Source organism: Microcoleus sp. PH2017_24_DOB_U_A (assembly GCF_020738205.1).
GTDB lineage: Bacteria > Cyanobacteriota > Cyanobacteriia > Cyanobacteriales > Microcoleaceae > Microcoleus.
The window spans coordinates 17,479-34,301 of record NZ_JAEQCT010000081.1 but is presented as its reverse complement, the minus strand read 5'-3'; the positions used below and the strand labels follow the sequence as shown (position 1 = coordinate 34,301).

Here is a 16,823-nt window from a genome sequence, read left to right as displayed (position 1 = left end):
GAGAGATGAGGGACTAAGTGTTGGGATATTACCTATAAGTTGCATTTTGGGCTAAATCGTGTAGCGAGTAAAAATGGTGTGGGAATTAGGGCGAGGGAGAGAAATTGTGAATATGAATGACAGCAAACCGTCGGTTTTTATTGTTACTGGAATGCACCGTTCCGGTACATCTTTAACGGCTTCTTTGTTTCAGAAAGTCGGAGTTGATATTGGCAAACAGTTGGTGGGCCCGGCGGTGGGAAATGTGAAAGGTCATTTCGAGAATGTTGATTTTGTTGAGTTTCACAAGAGTGTTTTACGATCGCACGGCATAGATGAACTCGGCTGTACGTTTGAACAAACGATTCCGGTAGCAGCGGAATATGTGGAAATTGCCAAACGGGCGATCGCGCAAAACCAACAAACTGACAACCATTGGGGCTGGAAAGACCCGCGAACCGCCCTGTTTTGGGATTTTTGGCTAAATTTGCTTCCCACAGCCAATTTCATCTGCGTTTATCGATCGCCCTGGGAAGTCGTGGATTCGCTGTACCGCCGCGGAACCGATGTCAGCTTGCTGCAAAACCCCGAAATGGCAGTAAAAATGTGGATTCACTACAACCAAAAAGTCTTAGAATTGTCCGAACGTTTTCCCGATCGCTGTCTGTTGGCCAACGTTTACCCGATCGGCAACACTCCGGAATTTTTTATCGATCGAGTCAACGACAAATTTAACGTTAATTTAGGGGCGATACCTGCCGACAATTTTGAAGAATCTTTATTAGTCAACGATATTGTCAAAAGTCACAGACCAAGTTTAATAGAACAATATTTTCCCGAAGCCTTAGAACTATATCAAGTTTTGGAAACCCAAGCTGGCAATCTGGGCAGCGAATCGAATTCTGCCAGCGATAAAATTATTCATTTTCCAGCATCTTCTGTCGGGCCTTTTGAAGATTGGCTAAAAATCCGCTTGCTGGAAAAACAGCAAAAAACCAGCAATTCCGAAATCAAACAGTGGCAAGAAGAATTTCACCAAGCCCAGGCGAAAGTGTTGGGATTGGAGGCAGAATTAGGAGAAACTCAAGTACAACTTGCAGGCAAAGAATCAAATTTTCAAGAAGCTTTAGCAAAACTGCTCGGATTAGAAACAGAATTAGGACAAACTCAGGCACAGCTTGCCGGTCAAGAATCGCAATTTCAAGAAGCTTTAGCAAAAGTCCTGAAGTTAGAAACAGAATTAGGACAAACTCAGGTACAACTTGCAGGCAAAGAATCACAATTTCAAACAGCTTTAGCAAAAGTCTTGGAATTAGAAGCAGAATTAGGACAAACTCAGGTACAGCTTGCCGGCAAAGAATCGCAATTTCAAACAGCTTTAGCAAAAGTCTTGGAATTAGAAGCAGAATTAGGGAAGAGTCAGGTAAAATACGAAGAAAAAGAATTCAAATTGGAGCAAAAGTTAGCTGAGTTACTGTGGTTGGAAACAATACAGAGTCAAACTCAGGAAAAATTAAATGAAAGTCGGGAAGACTTAGAAAAATCGCGCCAGGAAACAGAAAGAGTGCGGGCAGAAATTGAGGCAATCAAGTCTTCTGACTGGTGGCAAATCCGAGAAAATTTGTGGGGTTTTAGGCGCCGAATCCGTGACCTCTTCCCGAAATATATTTTTTCGTTAGACCAACCCACTACTTGGCAAATTAGCGATTCCAATCTACTAATTGTGGGCTGGGTATTTAACACAAAAATTGAGATTAAAGCAGTGCGCGCCCGAATTGATGACAAAATATTTTCGGGCGTTTACGGCATAGAAAGAAGCGATATAGCGATAGCACATTCTAATATTCCGGCTGCGAGGAAAGCGGGTTTTACTATTGAATTGCAAGCGCCTGCCGGACGGCACGAAGTGGTACTAGAAGCCCAAGAAGCAGGCGGAAATTGGCATCTCTTGGCAACTTATCCGCTGTTGGTTTCAACAATTCAAGCATCGTTAGATGTACCCGTGGTGTGGGAACAGCGTCAGGGTCAAATTTTGTTCGCAGGTTGGTGCTGTCACCACGATCGCAAAATTGCTAAATTAAGCTTTGTGTGCGGAGATATTTCTGTAGAATGCGCCTACGGTTTGCGGAGAAAAGATGTCGGCGAAGTGTTTCCCGACTGGGTTAACAGTTCGGAAAGTGGCTTTGAGGCACTTGTCGATTTGCCGCCAGGGGAATGGCAAGTTTCGCTGCAAGCTGAGTTAGATACCGAGGAAATTTTGTATTTTCAAGCGCCACAAATATTGACTGTGCGGCGCTACCATATTTGGCAGCGAAGTGCTGATAAATTTGAGGAGTTTTCGAGTTTTGTAGAGGCAATCCGGCAGCGGGCTAGGGAGAGAAAACAGCGTCTGGGCAGAATTGTGCCGATGCCTTGGGAAATTGTCAAGGTGATGCGCCAGTTGGGGAAGATTTACCAACAGCAAAAACAGTTGACTGCGCCGGGGGATTTGCTACCGCCTGCGGGTTTTGTGGTGCCGAAACCGATTGATAGGTATGACGCTTGGTTGGAGGTGAATCAGTGGAATAGTCGATCGCGCGATTACTTGATTTCTCGGTTAAAATCCTGTGGGGAAGCGCTGCCCAAGATTTCGGTGGTCATGCCAGTGTACAATCCGCAGATAGATTTTCTCGAAAGTGCGATCGACAGTGTAATCAATCAAGTCTATCAAAACTGGGAACTCTGCATCGCTGACGATCGCAGTACCGACGCCACAGTTGCTGACACCTTGAAAAATTGGGCCGAAAAGGACGATCGTATCTGCATACAATTTCGCACAGAAAACGGCAACATCAGCGCCGCAACTAACAGCGCAGCCGCCCTCGCCACAGGCGACATCATCCTATTTTTAGACAACGACGACGAACTAACTCCCGACGCCCTAGGCGAAGTAGCGCTATATTTTGCCACCCATCCAACCACCGATTTTCTCTACTCAGACGACGACAAAATCGACACCAAAGGTCGCCGTTTCGCCCCACAATTCAAACCGCAATGGTCGCCAGAACTGCTGCTTTCCTATATGTATCTCGGTCATTTGTGCGCCGTCAGAAAACAGATTTTTGAAGAAATAGGTGGCTTGCGCCTCGGTTTTGAAGGCTCGCAAGATTACGATTTTGCCTTAAGAGCAACCGAAATTTGTCGCCACGTCGCGCACCTGCCTTTAGTGCTGTATCATTGGCGAACTGCACCCGGTTCTACAGCCATATCTGGGGCCGCAAAACCCGCCAGTTTTGGCGCAGGTCAAAAAGCAATCCAAGATGCACTAAACCGCCGACAAATTAATGGCAATGTCGCTCAGCACGCCTGGGCTACCAAAGAAAATTTGGGCATCTTTGCCCAAGATTTCCCGGATGACGGCCCGTCAGTAACGGTAATTATTCCTACTAAAAATCAGGTGAAATTGCTGAAAGCCTGTCTAGATTCTCTGGAAACTACAACCTACAAAAACTTTCAAATTGCTGTCATAGATAATGAAAGCGACGATCCGAAAACTCTAGAATATTTAAAGCAATTAACTTGCCAAGTTTTGCGAATCAAAAATCCTGGTGGCAAGTTTAGTTTTGCAGCAATCAACAACCGCGCCGTCGAGAAAGTTGACAGCGAATATGTATTGTTTTTGAACAACGATACTGAAGCAATCAACCCGCGCTGGCTGAGTCAAATGGTGGGATACGCTCAAATTCGCGGCGTTGGTGCAGTCGGCGCGCGACTGTTATATCCCGACGGTAGAATTCAGCACGCGGGAGTAATTCACGGCCTCCATCACGGTTTGGCCGGTCACGCTTTTAAGCTGATGGATAAGGAGAATCGAGGCTATCTTTCTCAAGCGATGGTAACGCGAAATTACTCGGCGGTAACTGCTGCTTGCACGATTACTCCCCGTCAATTGTTCTTAGAATTGGGCGGCTTTGATGAGGATGATTTTGCTGTTGCTTACAATGATGTCGATTACGGATATCGATTGTTAGAACGGGGTTATCGGTGCGTGTATTGTCCCGATGCGGAGTTGTTGCACAAGGAGGGAACTTCGAGAGGTTTTACTGACAATCCTCAAGAAGTTGCGGCTTTTCGGCGCAAGTATGCGGGGAAAAATGACAGCTTTTACAGTCCTCATTTGTCTTTAGAAGATGAGTATTTTCATATTCAACCCCGACGGGTTTTTATGAAAGGAGAGGGAAAGAAGAAGGAAGAAGGAAGAGGGAAGAAGGAAGAAGAAAGAGGGAAAAAGGAAGAGGGTTATACATTGGAAGTTTCGGATTCTGGTTTGTTGGTAGCCAATACAAACAATTCTATTCATCCTCTTAAGGTTTTGATGTGCAGCAATTCGCTGGATTTTACGGGGGCACCGCTGCATCAGTACGAAATTGCGGTGAAATTGGCGGCTGAGGGTGTGATTTTGCCGATCGTACTTTGCACGACAGACGGCCCCCTGCGCCAAGCTTACGAACAACAGGGAATTGAAGTCATTGTACGCGACAATCCCCTCGAACACATCTACCAGCGCGATGCTTACGATGAAGCTATCCGGAGTTTTAGTAAGGAAATTGAAAGTTTAAAAGTAGATGCAATTTATGCCAATACTTTAGAAAACTTCTTTGTAGTTGATGCGGCGCGAGAAATCGGAGTTCCGGCGGTGTGGAACGTGCACGAAAGCGAACCTTGGCAAACTTATTTTAACAGGTTTGGCTCGGAGATTGCGGCGAGAGCTTTGGAGTGTTTCCGCTTTCCTTACAAGGTGATTTTTGTGGCGGATGCAACGCGTGACAGGTATTTGCCTCTCAACAGCCACCACAATTTTACAGTGATTCACAACGGCTTAGATTTGAGCAAACTGGAAAATTCCGAGAATTCTGAAGACGCTAGAAACACTTTAGGTGTGGCAGCGGAAGATGTGGTATTGTTGCTGCTGGGAACCGTCTGCGAACGTAAAGGCCAGCAAGATTTAGTTCAAGCACTTTCACTTTTGCCTGAAAAATGGCACAATAAGATTAGGTGTTTCATTGTGGGCGATCGGCCGAGTATTTACAGCAATAAATTAGCCGATATGGTGAACGCATTGCCGGAAGAGTTGCGACAAAGGGTGACAGTAGTCCCGGAAACCGGGGAACCAGGAAAATATTACAAAGCGGCGGATATTTTTGTTTGCACTTCTCGTGTCGAAAGTTTTCCGCGAGTGATTTTGGAAGCGATGGCCTGCGATTTACCAATTATTACATCGCCAGTCTTTGGAATTAAGGAACAAGTGAGGCCGGGAATTAACGGTTTGTTTTATACGCCGGATCGTCCGGATCAATTACTTGCAGCTTTGATTAGTTTGTTGGAGGATAAATCTTTGCGCCAGCAGTTAGCTGGAAATGCTAAATATGTCTTGGATTCACTCAATACTTTTGAGGAGATGACTCAAGCTTATGCAGACATTTTCTGCGAAGCATATTTCAGCAGTCATTAATGATGGGCCAAACAGGTCATTGGCCAAACAGGTCATTGGCCAAACAGGTCATTGGGCAAACAGGGCATTGGTAGAACAGGTAATTGGTAATATCAAATCTGGCTGTACCGGAATTATCAAACCGCAGAGAACACAGAGGACACAGAGGAAGAGAATGGAGAGATGAATCATTCCAATGAAGACCGGATTTGATATAATTGGTAGCACAGGGCAAGGAGAAACGAAGACTTGCGGAACATATTCAAAATCCAGACATCTATACTATAAAATAATCAAAAATGAACGATGAAAAAATGACCGATCGCCCAAGAGTAGATTATGAAACAGCCTGGGACAGTTACGCCCAACAGTGGGAAGAAACTAATCCCGAACTTTCCCATATTGGGGACGAATGGATAGGTAAAGCTGCTGGTGCGGCCAACTCCTTAGCCGAATACGAAGCACTGATAGAACAGGAATTTGTTGCACCGTACATCAAAAAAGAACATACGGTTTTAGAAATTGGTATCGGTGGCGGAAAAACTGGTTCGCTGTTGCTGAAATATTGCGATCGCCTAATTTGCGCCGATATTTCCAGTCAAATGCTGCAAGCCGCGCGATCGCGCTTGGGAGTCGATCGCGTTTCCTACGTCAAACTCGACGGTTTAACATTAGACGGCATCGCCCAGGGTGCAGCCGATGTCTGCTTTTGCTACGATACAATGGTACACGTAGAAGCCGTAGACATATTCAACTACCTAACTCGCATTCCCAAACTGCTGCGGGGCGATCGCATTTGCGTCTTCCACCACGGCAATATTCTCAGCGAATTAGGGTGGCAAAAATTCGCCGGCGAGTGGGACAAAAACTTGCTGGGACGCAGAGATGGCACTGCATTCTCAATAATGACAGATACAATTATGGAAAAATTTCTCAACCATTTAAACTATGAAATCCTCCTGAAAAATACATCTTCAGTACCGCGAGATTGCGTCTGGATTTGCAAAGCACCATTAAACAGTTGACAGTTGACAGTTGACAGTTGACAGCGATGTTTTTAAAGCAGTCTCACACCTGCTGGAATTATAACTAATCGATCGAACATCATGTAAATCCTGTTCATCTTCCTTCCTTTTTCCTTCTTCCTTCTAAAATGAAAGCATTATTTCTCCACCCCAACTTCCCCGCCCAATACCGCCACATTATCACGGCTTTAGGCGCCAATCCCAAAAATCAAATTGTTTTCGGCACTAAAAACGAGCGTCCAGAATGGGACATTCCCGGAGTTCGCAAAGCAGCATTTACCCCCAGCCGCGAACCCCACGCCCAGACTCACCAATACGTGCGCCCTTTAGAAAGTGCCGTCATCTACGGACAAGCCGTATTTAGAATGGCCGAACAACTCAAAGCTGACGGTTTTGTACCCGATGTGATCTGCGGACATTCAGGTTGGGGGCCGACACTATTTGTCAAAGAAGCTTTTCCAAATACGCCACTTTTGTGTTATTTCGAGTGGTTTTATCACGCCATTGGTTCCGACGCAGATTTCGATCCGGCGGAACCTTTAAGTGTTGACGATATGGCGAGAATTAGAATCAAAAATGCGCCGATTCTGATCGATTTATATTCTTGCGATTGGGGTTTGTCGCCGACTTATTGGCAGCGATCGCAATTTCCGCCAGAATTACAACAAAAATTATCCGTACTCCACGACGGCGTAGACACCGATTATTTTAAACCAGATCCCGGTGCTAAACTAATTTTACCGAACTTAGATTTGTCCGGCGTTGATGAAATTGTCACCTACGTATCGCGGGGAATGGAACCTTACCGTGGTTTTCCAGAGTTCATTGAGTCGATCGCCTACGTGCAAGAACGCCGCCCCAACTGTCACGTTGTAATTGTTGGTTCAGACAGAGTTTGTTACGGCCGTTCTTTACCAAATGGCGAGTCTTACAAAGACCATATGCTCAAAAAAGTGCCGCTAGATATGTCGCGAGTACACTTTGTCGGGCCGCTACCTTACGGACTGTATTTAAAAGTAATTCAAGCATCCGACGTACACGTTTATTTAACCAGACCTTTCGTGCTATCTTGGTCGATGATTGAATCTCTATCGGCAGGATGTTTAGTAATCGGTTCCGATACGGGCCCGGTGAGAGAAGTTATCCGCGATGGAGAAAACGGTTTAATCGTCGATTACTTCTCGCCGAAACAAGTAGCCGATCGCATTGACGAAGTTTTAGACCATCCTACCCGCATGGCAGAAATTCGGGTCAAGGCCCGTCAAACCGCCCTAGAACGCTACAGTTTAGCTAATATGTTACCGCAGCAATTACAACTAATCGAGCAGGTTGCAAGTCGATCGATGCCGCCGACAGTTGGTATGCAGCCAGAACGGGAATTGGCCGCATCTTTTGGAGTGAGAATTTAGTGCGATCGTAAGGTACGCCACAAGCACCCTTAGGTACGTTGTTGGGCTTCAGCCCTCTTTCCTAATATTATAAAGAGCGCTGAAGCGCAACTACGTACCTAATTTGTCTGACGACAATAAAACCACCCTGCTGATTAAGGGGGGTTAGGGCGATCGAGTCAGGTACACAGCGGAAATTCTACATAATCTTAGGCACTTTAAAAAACTCCCCATCGCGATCGGGAGCACCCGCCAAAATACTCTCGCCGTTAGCAAACGGTTGCAAATCGTCCGATCGCATAACATTGCTAACATCGATCGCCCGAGTTGTCGGTTTTACCTTACTCGTATCCAGTTCGCTCAACTGCTCAAAATAATCCAAAATACCGTTCAGTTGACCAGTAAACTGCTCTTCTTCTTCCGGCGTTAATTCCAATCGGGCTAAATTCGCTACTTTCCGAACTTCTTCTTTGTCAATCATAAAAATTGGGAATTGGGAATTGGGAATTGGGCATAGGGAATTGGGAATTGGGCATAGGGCATGGGGCATGGGGCATGGGGCATGGGGCAAAGAGGCCAAACAAGTTATGTGTTATTTGTTATTTGTTATTTGTTATTAGAGAAACTACTAACTATTAACTACTAACTATTAACTATGCCCGATGCCCCATTCCCTATTCCCCATTCCCTATTCCCCATTCCCATCATAGTTAAAAATACACATCAATTTGCGATCGCCCTGTCGTCTTCAGCCAATTCTGCACCTCAATGTAATTGTTCGGCGCCAAACGAATAGCCTCCTTCCAGTAATCCGCAGCTTTATCAAACAGCCCTTCCGCCCCTTCAACATTGCCAGCTTCCTTTTCCCTTTCCCCTTGATAGTGGTAAATCACAGCAATATTGTTCAGCGCTTGCGGCATTCTGGGATTCAGTTCAAGCGCTTCGCTGTAATACTCCAAAGCTTTATCGTGTTCGCCGTTGCTAGTATGGATCAGACCCATATTGTACAATACATAACTGCGATCGTAAGGATCTTCTTCCAGCTTCAGCGCTTCAGTATAATTGTCCAGCGCTTCAGCATATTCGCCATCAGCTTGAGCCGACATACCATCCCGATAATAAGCAAAAGCTTCCTTCGCCTTCTTTTTCGCGGGCATAATCTTCAGGATGATATCAGCCATTACCGTGAAACTTTTGTCAATAAAGTTATCGTTGCGTTGAGTTCTTGGCATATGCGATTCTTTTCGTTAGTGGCTAATCTCAAAAATTAGCGGGTAAAGTTTTCCTATGAATACTTGCACAACAATTTTAGTTTAGAGTTGTGCTGAGAATGCGAAAAAGACTTGTGAGACACAAGGACAAACTTGACAACACGCGCAAGTCCTATCTATTGTAGATAACTATTGCAAGACTTGCAAAAAAAACATATTTTTTTTACATATTTAAACTTTTATTAAGTTTTCAAAGTTCAGCCAACACTGAAAAGCTTTTGGGAAAAAAGTAGGGTACGGTTCAATTGAGGGTAACAGTTTGCGAGCGATCGGTGTAAGGTGAAGGCTGTCGCCTTAGTCCTAATTCGCCCCCCAAAGCATGAGTCCGAGCCAATCAGTCTTGGGGTTGGCATTTGCTAGATGCGATGGCGCAGGGGTTTCAGCCAGATTTCACCATTGCTGATGTCGGGACGGGATTGAGAGCAGGTCAGAAAGAAGTCCTGCCTGATACTCCTTGTCATGGAGATATTTTTCAGATCCAACAACAATTTGAGACAGTTGTTGACAATTGCTAATTAGCATGGTAATGTCAGACTATTCCAGCGTAAAAAATGTTAATTTTTCAAGCAGGACTAAGCAGTCGGGGTAATTGTATTCATTTGTAGTAAAAATAAGTTGGAAGTATTAATTAGGTAATGTCGTATCGTATTGTTGCTTATATCACTGCCTATTCAGATAAAACTGCCCTTGAGCGGTGTATCGCTTCTCTTAAGTGTCAAACTTATTCGATCGAGAAAATCTTAATAGTCGATAACTCGCCTCATGTGTTGTTGTCTCCTGAAGAATTAGACGAATCTATTATCGTCAAATCTTATCCCCAAAACATCGGCATTTCTGGCGGTTTACGAGTGGGTATTGAATGGTCTATTAAAAATGAATTTGATTTTATTTGGACTTTCGATCAAGATACTGAACCTTCACCAGATGCTTTAAAAAGATTAATTGAAACCTATGATAATCTCAAAGAAGCTCATCAAAAAATTGGAATTATTGCTCCACTTCCTGTTGATAGAGTCACAGGACAACAATGGAATGGAATGATCTTAGATAAGTATCAACTAAAACAATTTCTTATAAACGATCAAATCCCTGAAATTTATAAATGTGATGCCGTTATTACAGCAGGTTCTCTTATTTCCATTCAAGCCGCTTACAATACTCCCTTTCCTAATGAAAATTTATTTATTGAAGCAGTTGATTGGGAATATTGTCTAAAATTAAAGAAACAAAATTATTCTATATTTGTCAATAGAAATATTGTTCTAAAACAACGATTTGGAGAGACTCAAGAAGTTAATTTATTTTATCCTAAAATAAAAATAATGCGATTGAATTGTTCTCCGTTGCGTTACTACTACCGATGCAGGAATAACACCTTTGTCGAACTTAGTCTCGCTATGGAGAACAAACTATTGATTATGTTTAGTATTCATAGAATTAAAATTATGATTAATTTAGTTATTAAAATCTTGCTATTAGAAAACCTATCAAGAAGATTGAAAATTTGGGCTTGTCTGCGCGGAACTTATGATGGTTTCAGAGGGAACTTAGGAAAAACCTGGGTATAATCTACAAGAATGAGTCCGAGCCAATCAGTCGCAGCCAGTTTACCGCTTGATGCTCGCCAGAAAATAGCGATCGTGATATTGGCAAAGACAAAGTACGCACCCACACTATTAGTAGCGTTGGCGATCGGTTACCAGAGGTAACGCACCCTACAGATAGATTCTTTGCGTAAGTCCTGTACTCTTTACCCCTTCCCCCTTCCCCCAACAGCAGTAACAAAAATACGTGGGGCAATGCGTGAGATATGTTATAGTAAACAGTCAGCCTAAATAGTTAGGTTTCAAATTGTTGTCTATTATCTCAGGAAACCGAAATGCTCAGAACCGATGTAATTCAAAAAATAATCGACAAGAAAAAAGCCCTGAGGTATTTAGAAATCGGCGTAAATAATGGCGATAGTTTTTTCCCGATCGAGATCGCTCAAAAGGTGGGAGTAGATCCTAGTTTTGCATTTTCTGAAGAACGTAAATTGGAATGGGCTAGTAAAAATCTATGTAATGCAACAGCGGAATATATAGACGCCACTAGCGATGCTTTTTTTGCAAGTGCCAATCCGATCGAACGGTTTGATGTAGCATTTATCGATGGATTGCATACCTACGAACAATCATTGCAAGATGTCCTGAATACCTTGGACAACCTCAATGAAAATGGCGTAATAGTCATGCATGATTGCAAACCACCCCATGTCCTCGCAGCCTGTCCAGCTCAGTCTCTGCAAGCTGCGATCGACATGAATTTACCTGGATGGGATGGCAACTGGTGTGGTGATGTCTGGAAAACGATTTGTTATCTAAGAAGTAATCGCAAAGATTTGCGAGTCTTTGTGTTGGATTGCGATTTTGGCTTAGGCATAGTTATGAAAGGAAAGCCTGATATCGATCTCAACCTGAGCAAAGATGAATTGGATAAAATGACTTATGAAGATGTTCTCAATGGTAAAGAAAATTTTCTTAACTTAAAAGATGAAAACTATTTGTTTGAGTTCTTAGAAACAATCTAATTCACTATCCACTATCCACTACTCACTATTCACTAATTTAATTATGCAAGCTGATATTTTTTATTAAGATGGCATTCGTCGCAGGTGGTTATATTCCGACACCCCCTGTATCTAGTTCAATTTTGACTCTGATCCAAGAATACAAATACCACTCAGAAACAAATGAGAATCAAGTAGATGTTTTCAATTGATCGACGCGACGAATTACTGGCGATCGCCGGTATTCTCGACCCAAAGCTGACAGCAATCGCTATCAGCTTTGATGTACCTTTAATGATGGCAGAATTTGCCGTGCAGTGCTACCTTAAAACTGCCATTTTTGAACCATGCCAAAAGTAGCAATGTTTTGCCCCAAAATCAAGGTCAGCCACAAAAAAAGCCTAAATTCTCCAGGTCTAAACCAGCTTTAATGCCCGCAACCTATAATTAAAAATAACCGCGTAATTTTCACAAAGAGAAACACATGGCTCCAAATCCCGGGATTATGCAAGCCGTCGAGCAACTTGGCTACCGCGTTACGGTTGGAGACGTGGCGGCAAAAGCTGGACTAGATGTCAATTTTGCCCAGCGAGAACTGTTAACGCTGGCCTCCGAAGCAGGCGGCAACCTGCAAGTAGCAGAATCCGGCGACATTGCCTACATATTTCCCAACAACTTTCGAGATATTTTGCGAAACAAATTCTTGCGCTTGCAGTTGCAGGAATGGTGGCAAAAAATCTGGCGAGTTCTATTTTACTTGATTAGAATATCTTTTGGCTTAGTGCTGGTAGCTTCCATCCTTTTAATTGTTGTTGCTATTACGCTTTTACTCTCCAGCATGAACAGCGACAATAACGGTGGAGGAGGCGGAAGCGGAGGCGAAAGTGGAGGTGGCGGCGGAGGCTTTTTCTTTTTTCCCTACTTCTGGAACGACTTAATCTGGATCTTTTACTGGAACCATGATGAACCATACTACCAGCAGCGATCGCGCGATCGCGGTCAAAAACCCCAAATGAGTTTTCTGGAAGCAGTTTTCTCCTTTATATTTGGAGACGGGAATCCCAATAAAAATCTAGAAGAGCGCAAGTGGAGCGATATAGCCACCGCAATTCGCAACAACCGAGGCGCAGTCGCAGCCGAACAAATTGCGCCCTATCTCGACAATCTCGGACAGGGATACGCCCGAGAATACGAAGAATATATGTTACCAGCCCTGGCCCGTTTTGACGGCCGCCCCGAAGTCAGTCCCGAAGGGCAAATCATCTATCATTTTCCGCAATTGCAAACCACAGCCCTCCTGCAAAATCCTCAACCAACAGGAACTTATTTGCGAGAAATGCTGTGGCGTTTCAGTCACGCCGACTCCGGCCAAATCATGCTCGCAGCAGGTTTAGGAGCCGTCAATCTTGTCGGTGCGCTGGTTTTGGGGAATTTATTAACGAAAAGTGCGATCGCAGGTGGATTCATCGGCTTCGTCAGCGGTATTTATCCACTGCTGCTGATTTACGGCGTCGGATTTCTGACAATTCCCTTAATCAGGTACTTCTGGATTCAGTGGAAAAATAGCAGGATAGAAGCTCGGAATCACGATCGGCAGCAGCGAGCCATGTTATTAAACCAACCCGATGCCAACTTGCAGCAAAAACTGGCCTACGCCCAGGAATTTGCAGGCGAAAACGTTCTGAGTGGAGAAGACTTAGCTTATACCACAGAAAGCGAATTAACTCAACAAGAACTCGAACAATCAGCAAAAATAGATGCTGAATGGCAGCGGCGAATTGGGCGATCGGATAATGTATAGCCCGAAGAATCAGGAATGCAGCACACAGATTTTTTCTTAGTCCACGGAGGTGGACTTTGTTTTTGTAGTCGCGGTTTCTAACCGCCGGAGACGAGAAGTCTTCTGAGAATTGATCTTAGGTACGTAGTTGCGCTTCAGCGCTCTTAGCTTATATTAGGAAAGAGCGCCCAAGCGCAACTACATACCTTCTATTGGCGTTGCTGATTTACGGTATGAACGACTCAATGTGAAAATGTGAAAAAATGAAACAAACCAGTCAGTCAATATAGCTGAATTTTCAAGTTACCCATTTTCATCCCCTGATTAAACAACGCCACAATCATTTATTTTGAATACTAGAATCTGTTGTTTTTCTCATCTTTTTAACAATCTTAGGGCGTTTAAAAATCAAACAATTTTGGTCGTATTTCGAGTCATGTCGCAGAGCCACAAGTTCCCACCCATCCTCCCCCAATTGATTGACAAATAGATGTAGCGAGCCTTGTTTCCAATCTCGCAGCTCCTCACCATTTACATATAAACTAATTAGCTTATTTCCAAAAGGATACATATTCGCATCCACAAATAAATACTCCCACTTTTGCATAGCAATCCTTAATTTAGTTAGTCAGTAGTCAGTTGGCAGTTGGCAGTTGGCAGTGGACAGTTAGTTAGTTATTCGTTATTACTTGTTATTGGTTATTTGTTATTTCTTACCAATGCCCCATGCCCCATGCCCCATGCCCCATGCCCCATGCCCCATCCCCCATTCCCAACAGTTACTGCACAGCAATTCTAGCCAAAGCAGCACCCCGGTAATAGTGCAACAAAATCTGCTGGTAGCCGTATCCCTGCCTAGCCAAATTGTAAGCCCCCCACTGACTCATGCCCACAGCGTGACCGAAACCTTTGCCAGCAACTTGAAAACCCGTAGGAGGCTTCCCCCTATTTTGGCCGCTAAAAATCCCGCCGTACTGAGGAATCACAGTAAAGCGGGTACTCCTTAAATTTAGAACCCGACGCAAATCCGCGCCAGTCATCACCCTAGAACCGCCATCCCCGACTACTTTCATGGATAAAACGCTGCCGTAAGCGGTAGTACGTTCTGGCTTCATCGAGATTACATTCCCCACACCAGAAATCTTGCTGCTCATTTGAGCGCGGGAAAAATTTTCTTTCCACTGGTAAACCGGCGCGCCTTGGTCGAAGTCAGGAACAGCCCGCAAATAAGGCAGGGGTTCCGTCCAAACATCCTCGACATTTTCCGTATGTCCGCCAGACGCCGAGTGGAAAACGGCTAAAATAATCTGACCGTTGTAAGTCAGAACTTGACCGGCGGTGGCATCCACTGCGGCATAAGTACCCGAAGATTCTGTTTGCAATCCTTTGTAAACCTGGGAAGACTGAGTGTCATCCACATCGTAAAGGTCGGTTTCGCTTTTGAGGCGCTTGTGGAGAGCGTAGGAACGGGCGGCGACTGCTTGGGCTTTCAAAGCCTCTTGAGGCCAATTGCCACTCATTTCGGCACCGAGAACGCTGTAGAGATACTGTTCGATATCGACATAGTTGACGGCGGTTAAGGCTCCTTTTTCGGGAACTAGAAGCGTGCGTCCCCGATACCATCGATCGCCAATCCAAACATAACCGTTTCCGGTCGGCTCGATCCAAATTTGATTGGCAGCCCAGCGGCCAATTGCCACAGTTCCCGATCGAAATTGAGCAGACTGAGAACTGTTGGCGGGCAGTTCCCCCAAATTGCGCCCGCTGCTGTCGCGGATTGCAGCCTTAGTAGAACTGCCGACTTTGATCTGACTCGTCCCGTCTTGTACCGCAACTCGCAAAATCAGCGCCGCCTGTGCTGGGGCTACCATTACCAGCCAAAACAACAGCGAAATCCAAAAGTAGCGTTTTTTTAATGTCGAAAGAACGGAAGTAAAGAACACTCCTGACTGCATTTTAAAATTTTCCTCCTGTGCTGTATGAGTTTGAGAATTTTTAAGAGTTCGGGAAGGTTCGGGAAAAAGGAAGGAGAACGGCAGAAAGAAAACGTTAGAATTGGGGGTGCATCTCAATGCAAGCAAATATATCTGTAGGGGCGAAGCATGACCGCAGTCAATATGGGATTATAACTAATAACTCATATACGGTCATGCTTCGCCCTCTTCAAAAACCAGATGCACCCAGAATTGGGTTTGGCACTTTGTGCGTCAAAAATGATTGGAGCGACTAGATCCTAGCAGCAACAGCGATTTATCTCGGTTCCTGCCTGCGAATATTTCCTTTATGTCGGATTCGCCGCACTCTGGATATTTGTAACATATTTTTTAAGATTTAATTGAGGTGATTTAACTCTTGCAGATTACATTTCTCGGAACTAGCTCCGGCGTCCCCACGCGATCGCGCAACGTATCCAGCATCGCCCTCCGCTTGCCCCAGCGAGCGGAACTCTGGCTGTTTGACTGCGGCGAAGGAACCCAGCACCAATTCCTCCGTAGCGAGCTAAAAGTCAGCCAACTGAGCCGTATTTTCATCACTCACCTGCACGGCGACCACATTTTCGGCTTAATGGGTTTGCTGGCTAGCTGCGGTTTGGCGGGGAATGTCAAGCGCATCGATCTTTACGGGCCTCCGGGACTTGAAGAATATTTGCAAGCTGGCGTTCGCTATTCTCAAACTCATTTTTCTTACCCCGTGAAGGTGCACAAAAGTCATGAGGGAGTTGTCTATGAAGATGACGAATATATTGTTAGCTGCGCTCCTTTGAAACACCGAGTTACTGCTTTTGGTTATCGAGTAACTGAGAAAGACCGTCCGGGACATTTTGATGTAGAAAAAGCGAAGGCTGTGGGTATTCCGTCGGGGCCAGTTTACGGTGAATTAAAACAAGGAAAGACGGTAAAATTATCGGACGGGCGACAGTTTAAAGGTAGTGATTTTTGCGGCCCGGATCAAGTCGGGCGAAAGTTTGTTTACTGTACAGACACGGTTTTTTGTGACAGCGCGGTGGACTTAGCGAAGGATGCCGATCTGTTGGTGCATGAAGCGACTTTTGCCCATCAAGATGCTCAAATGGCGTTCGATCGCCTGCATTCAACTTCGACGATGGCGGCTCAAGTAGCTTTGCTCGCTGGGGCGAAACAGTTGATCATGACGCATTTTAGCCCGCGTTACGCTCCGGGAAATGCGATCGTCCTGGATGACTTGCTCAAAGAAGCGCAGGCAATTTTTCCGAATACAAAAATGGCCTATGACTTTTTGACTTACGAAGTCCCTAGGCCTGTTGAATCGTAGGGTTAAAGTTAATCTGTAGGGTGCGTCGCCATCAAAAATTCTCGAAAAGATCGACTTTGATGTGGGTTTTT

The 16,823-nt window shown here is 44.7% G+C and carries 12 protein-coding genes; 8 read left to right on the top strand and 4 right to left on the bottom strand.

Features of this window, described 5'->3' with window-relative positions; genetic code table 11:
• Positions 1-106: 106 nt before the first annotated feature.
• The 3 genes from JGK07_RS22485 (at position 107) to JGK07_RS22475 (ending at position 7,883) form a co-directional block, all read left to right on the top strand.
• Complete coding sequence (locus JGK07_RS22485; RefSeq protein WP_293196654.1) at positions 107-5,470, top strand: glycosyltransferase; 5,364 nt, start codon at positions 107-109, stop codon at positions 5,468-5,470.
• A gap of 278 nt (positions 5,471-5,748) precedes the next feature.
• On the top strand, positions 5,749-6,474 hold the full coding sequence (locus tag JGK07_RS22480) for a bifunctional 2-polyprenyl-6-hydroxyphenol methylase/3-demethylubiquinol 3-O-methyltransferase UbiG (RefSeq protein ID WP_293183318.1): 726 nt from the start codon (positions 5,749-5,751) through the stop codon (positions 6,472-6,474).
• A 128-nt stretch (positions 6,475-6,602) separates the two neighbouring features.
• On the top strand, positions 6,603-7,883 hold the full coding sequence (locus tag JGK07_RS22475) for a glycosyltransferase family 4 protein (RefSeq protein WP_293183320.1): 1,281 nt from the start codon (positions 6,603-6,605) through the stop codon (positions 7,881-7,883).
• Between the two features lie 178 nt (positions 7,884-8,061).
• Here JGK07_RS22475 and gatC read toward each other — a convergent pair whose 3' ends face one another.
• Complete coding sequence (gene gatC / locus JGK07_RS22470; protein WP_293128462.1) at positions 8,062-8,343, bottom strand: Asp-tRNA(Asn)/Glu-tRNA(Gln) amidotransferase subunit GatC; 282 nt, start codon at positions 8,341-8,343, stop codon at positions 8,062-8,064.
• A 229-nt stretch (positions 8,344-8,572) separates the two neighbouring features.
• Positions 8,573-9,094 (bottom strand): photosystem I assembly protein Ycf3, encoded by a 522-nt coding sequence (locus tag JGK07_RS22465; protein ID WP_293183322.1) that lies wholly within the window; start codon positions 9,092-9,094, stop codon positions 8,573-8,575.
• Positions 9,095-9,768: 674 nt separating this feature from the next.
• Here JGK07_RS22465 and JGK07_RS22460 point away from each other — a divergent pair.
• The 4 genes from JGK07_RS22460 (at position 9,769) to JGK07_RS22445 (ending at position 13,482) form a co-directional block, all read left to right on the top strand.
• Positions 9,769-10,701: a glycosyltransferase gene (locus JGK07_RS22460; protein WP_293183324.1), complete on the top strand. Its 933-nt coding sequence runs from the start codon at positions 9,769-9,771 to the stop codon at positions 10,699-10,701.
• Between the two features lie 311 nt (positions 10,702-11,012).
• Complete coding sequence (locus tag JGK07_RS22455; RefSeq protein ID WP_293152513.1) at positions 11,013-11,702, top strand: class I SAM-dependent methyltransferase; 690 nt, start codon at positions 11,013-11,015, stop codon at positions 11,700-11,702.
• Between the two features lie 177 nt (positions 11,703-11,879).
• Entirely contained in the window at positions 11,880-12,041 is a 162-nt protein-coding gene (locus JGK07_RS22450) for a hypothetical protein (protein WP_293183326.1), read from the top strand.
• A 124-nt stretch (positions 12,042-12,165) separates the two neighbouring features.
• Positions 12,166-13,482 carry a hypothetical protein gene (locus tag JGK07_RS22445; protein WP_293183328.1) on the top strand — a complete coding sequence of 439 codons (1,317 nt, stop codon included), beginning with the start codon at positions 12,166-12,168 and terminating at the stop codon, positions 13,480-13,482.
• Positions 13,483-13,801: 319 nt separating this feature from the next.
• On the opposite strand, the gene JGK07_RS22440 is transcribed toward JGK07_RS22445, so the two are convergent.
• Positions 13,802-14,068 (bottom strand): hypothetical protein, encoded by a 267-nt coding sequence (locus tag JGK07_RS22440; protein WP_293183330.1) that lies wholly within the window; start codon positions 14,066-14,068, stop codon positions 13,802-13,804.
• A gap of 172 nt (positions 14,069-14,240) precedes the next feature.
• Positions 14,241-15,416: a SpoIID/LytB domain-containing protein gene (locus JGK07_RS22435; protein WP_293183332.1), complete on the bottom strand. Its 1,176-nt coding sequence runs from the start codon at positions 15,414-15,416 to the stop codon at positions 14,241-14,243.
• A gap of 397 nt (positions 15,417-15,813) precedes the next feature.
• Here JGK07_RS22435 and JGK07_RS22430 point away from each other — a divergent pair, with 397 nt between their 5' ends.
• Positions 15,814-16,752 (top strand): ribonuclease Z, encoded by a 939-nt coding sequence (locus tag JGK07_RS22430; protein ID WP_293183334.1) that lies wholly within the window; start codon positions 15,814-15,816, stop codon positions 16,750-16,752.
• Positions 16,753-16,823 lie beyond the last annotated feature (71 nt).

Coding starts and splice junctions, on each gene's coding strand:
- JGK07_RS22480 (WP_293183318.1), top strand. CDS start 5,749: ATGAACGATGAAAAAATGACCGATCGCCCAAGAGTAGATTATGAAACA.
- JGK07_RS22475 (WP_293183320.1), top strand. CDS start 6,603: ATGAAAGCATTATTTCTCCACCCCAACTTCCCCGCCCAATACCGCCAC.
- gatC (WP_293128462.1), bottom strand. CDS start 8,343: ATGATTGACAAAGAAGAAGTTCGGAAAGTAGCGAATTTAGCCCGATTG.
- JGK07_RS22465 (WP_293183322.1), bottom strand. CDS start 9,094: ATGCCAAGAACTCAACGCAACGATAACTTTATTGACAAAAGTTTCACG.
- JGK07_RS22460 (WP_293183324.1), top strand. CDS start 9,769: ATGTCGTATCGTATTGTTGCTTATATCACTGCCTATTCAGATAAAACT.
- JGK07_RS22455 (WP_293152513.1), top strand. CDS start 11,013: ATGCTCAGAACCGATGTAATTCAAAAAATAATCGACAAGAAAAAAGCC.
- JGK07_RS22450 (WP_293183326.1), top strand. CDS start 11,880: ATGTTTTCAATTGATCGACGCGACGAATTACTGGCGATCGCCGGTATT.
- JGK07_RS22445 (WP_293183328.1), top strand. CDS start 12,166: ATGGCTCCAAATCCCGGGATTATGCAAGCCGTCGAGCAACTTGGCTAC.
- JGK07_RS22440 (WP_293183330.1), bottom strand. CDS start 14,068: ATGCAAAAGTGGGAGTATTTATTTGTGGATGCGAATATGTATCCTTTT.
- JGK07_RS22435 (WP_293183332.1), bottom strand. CDS start 15,416: ATGCAGTCAGGAGTGTTCTTTACTTCCGTTCTTTCGACATTAAAAAAA.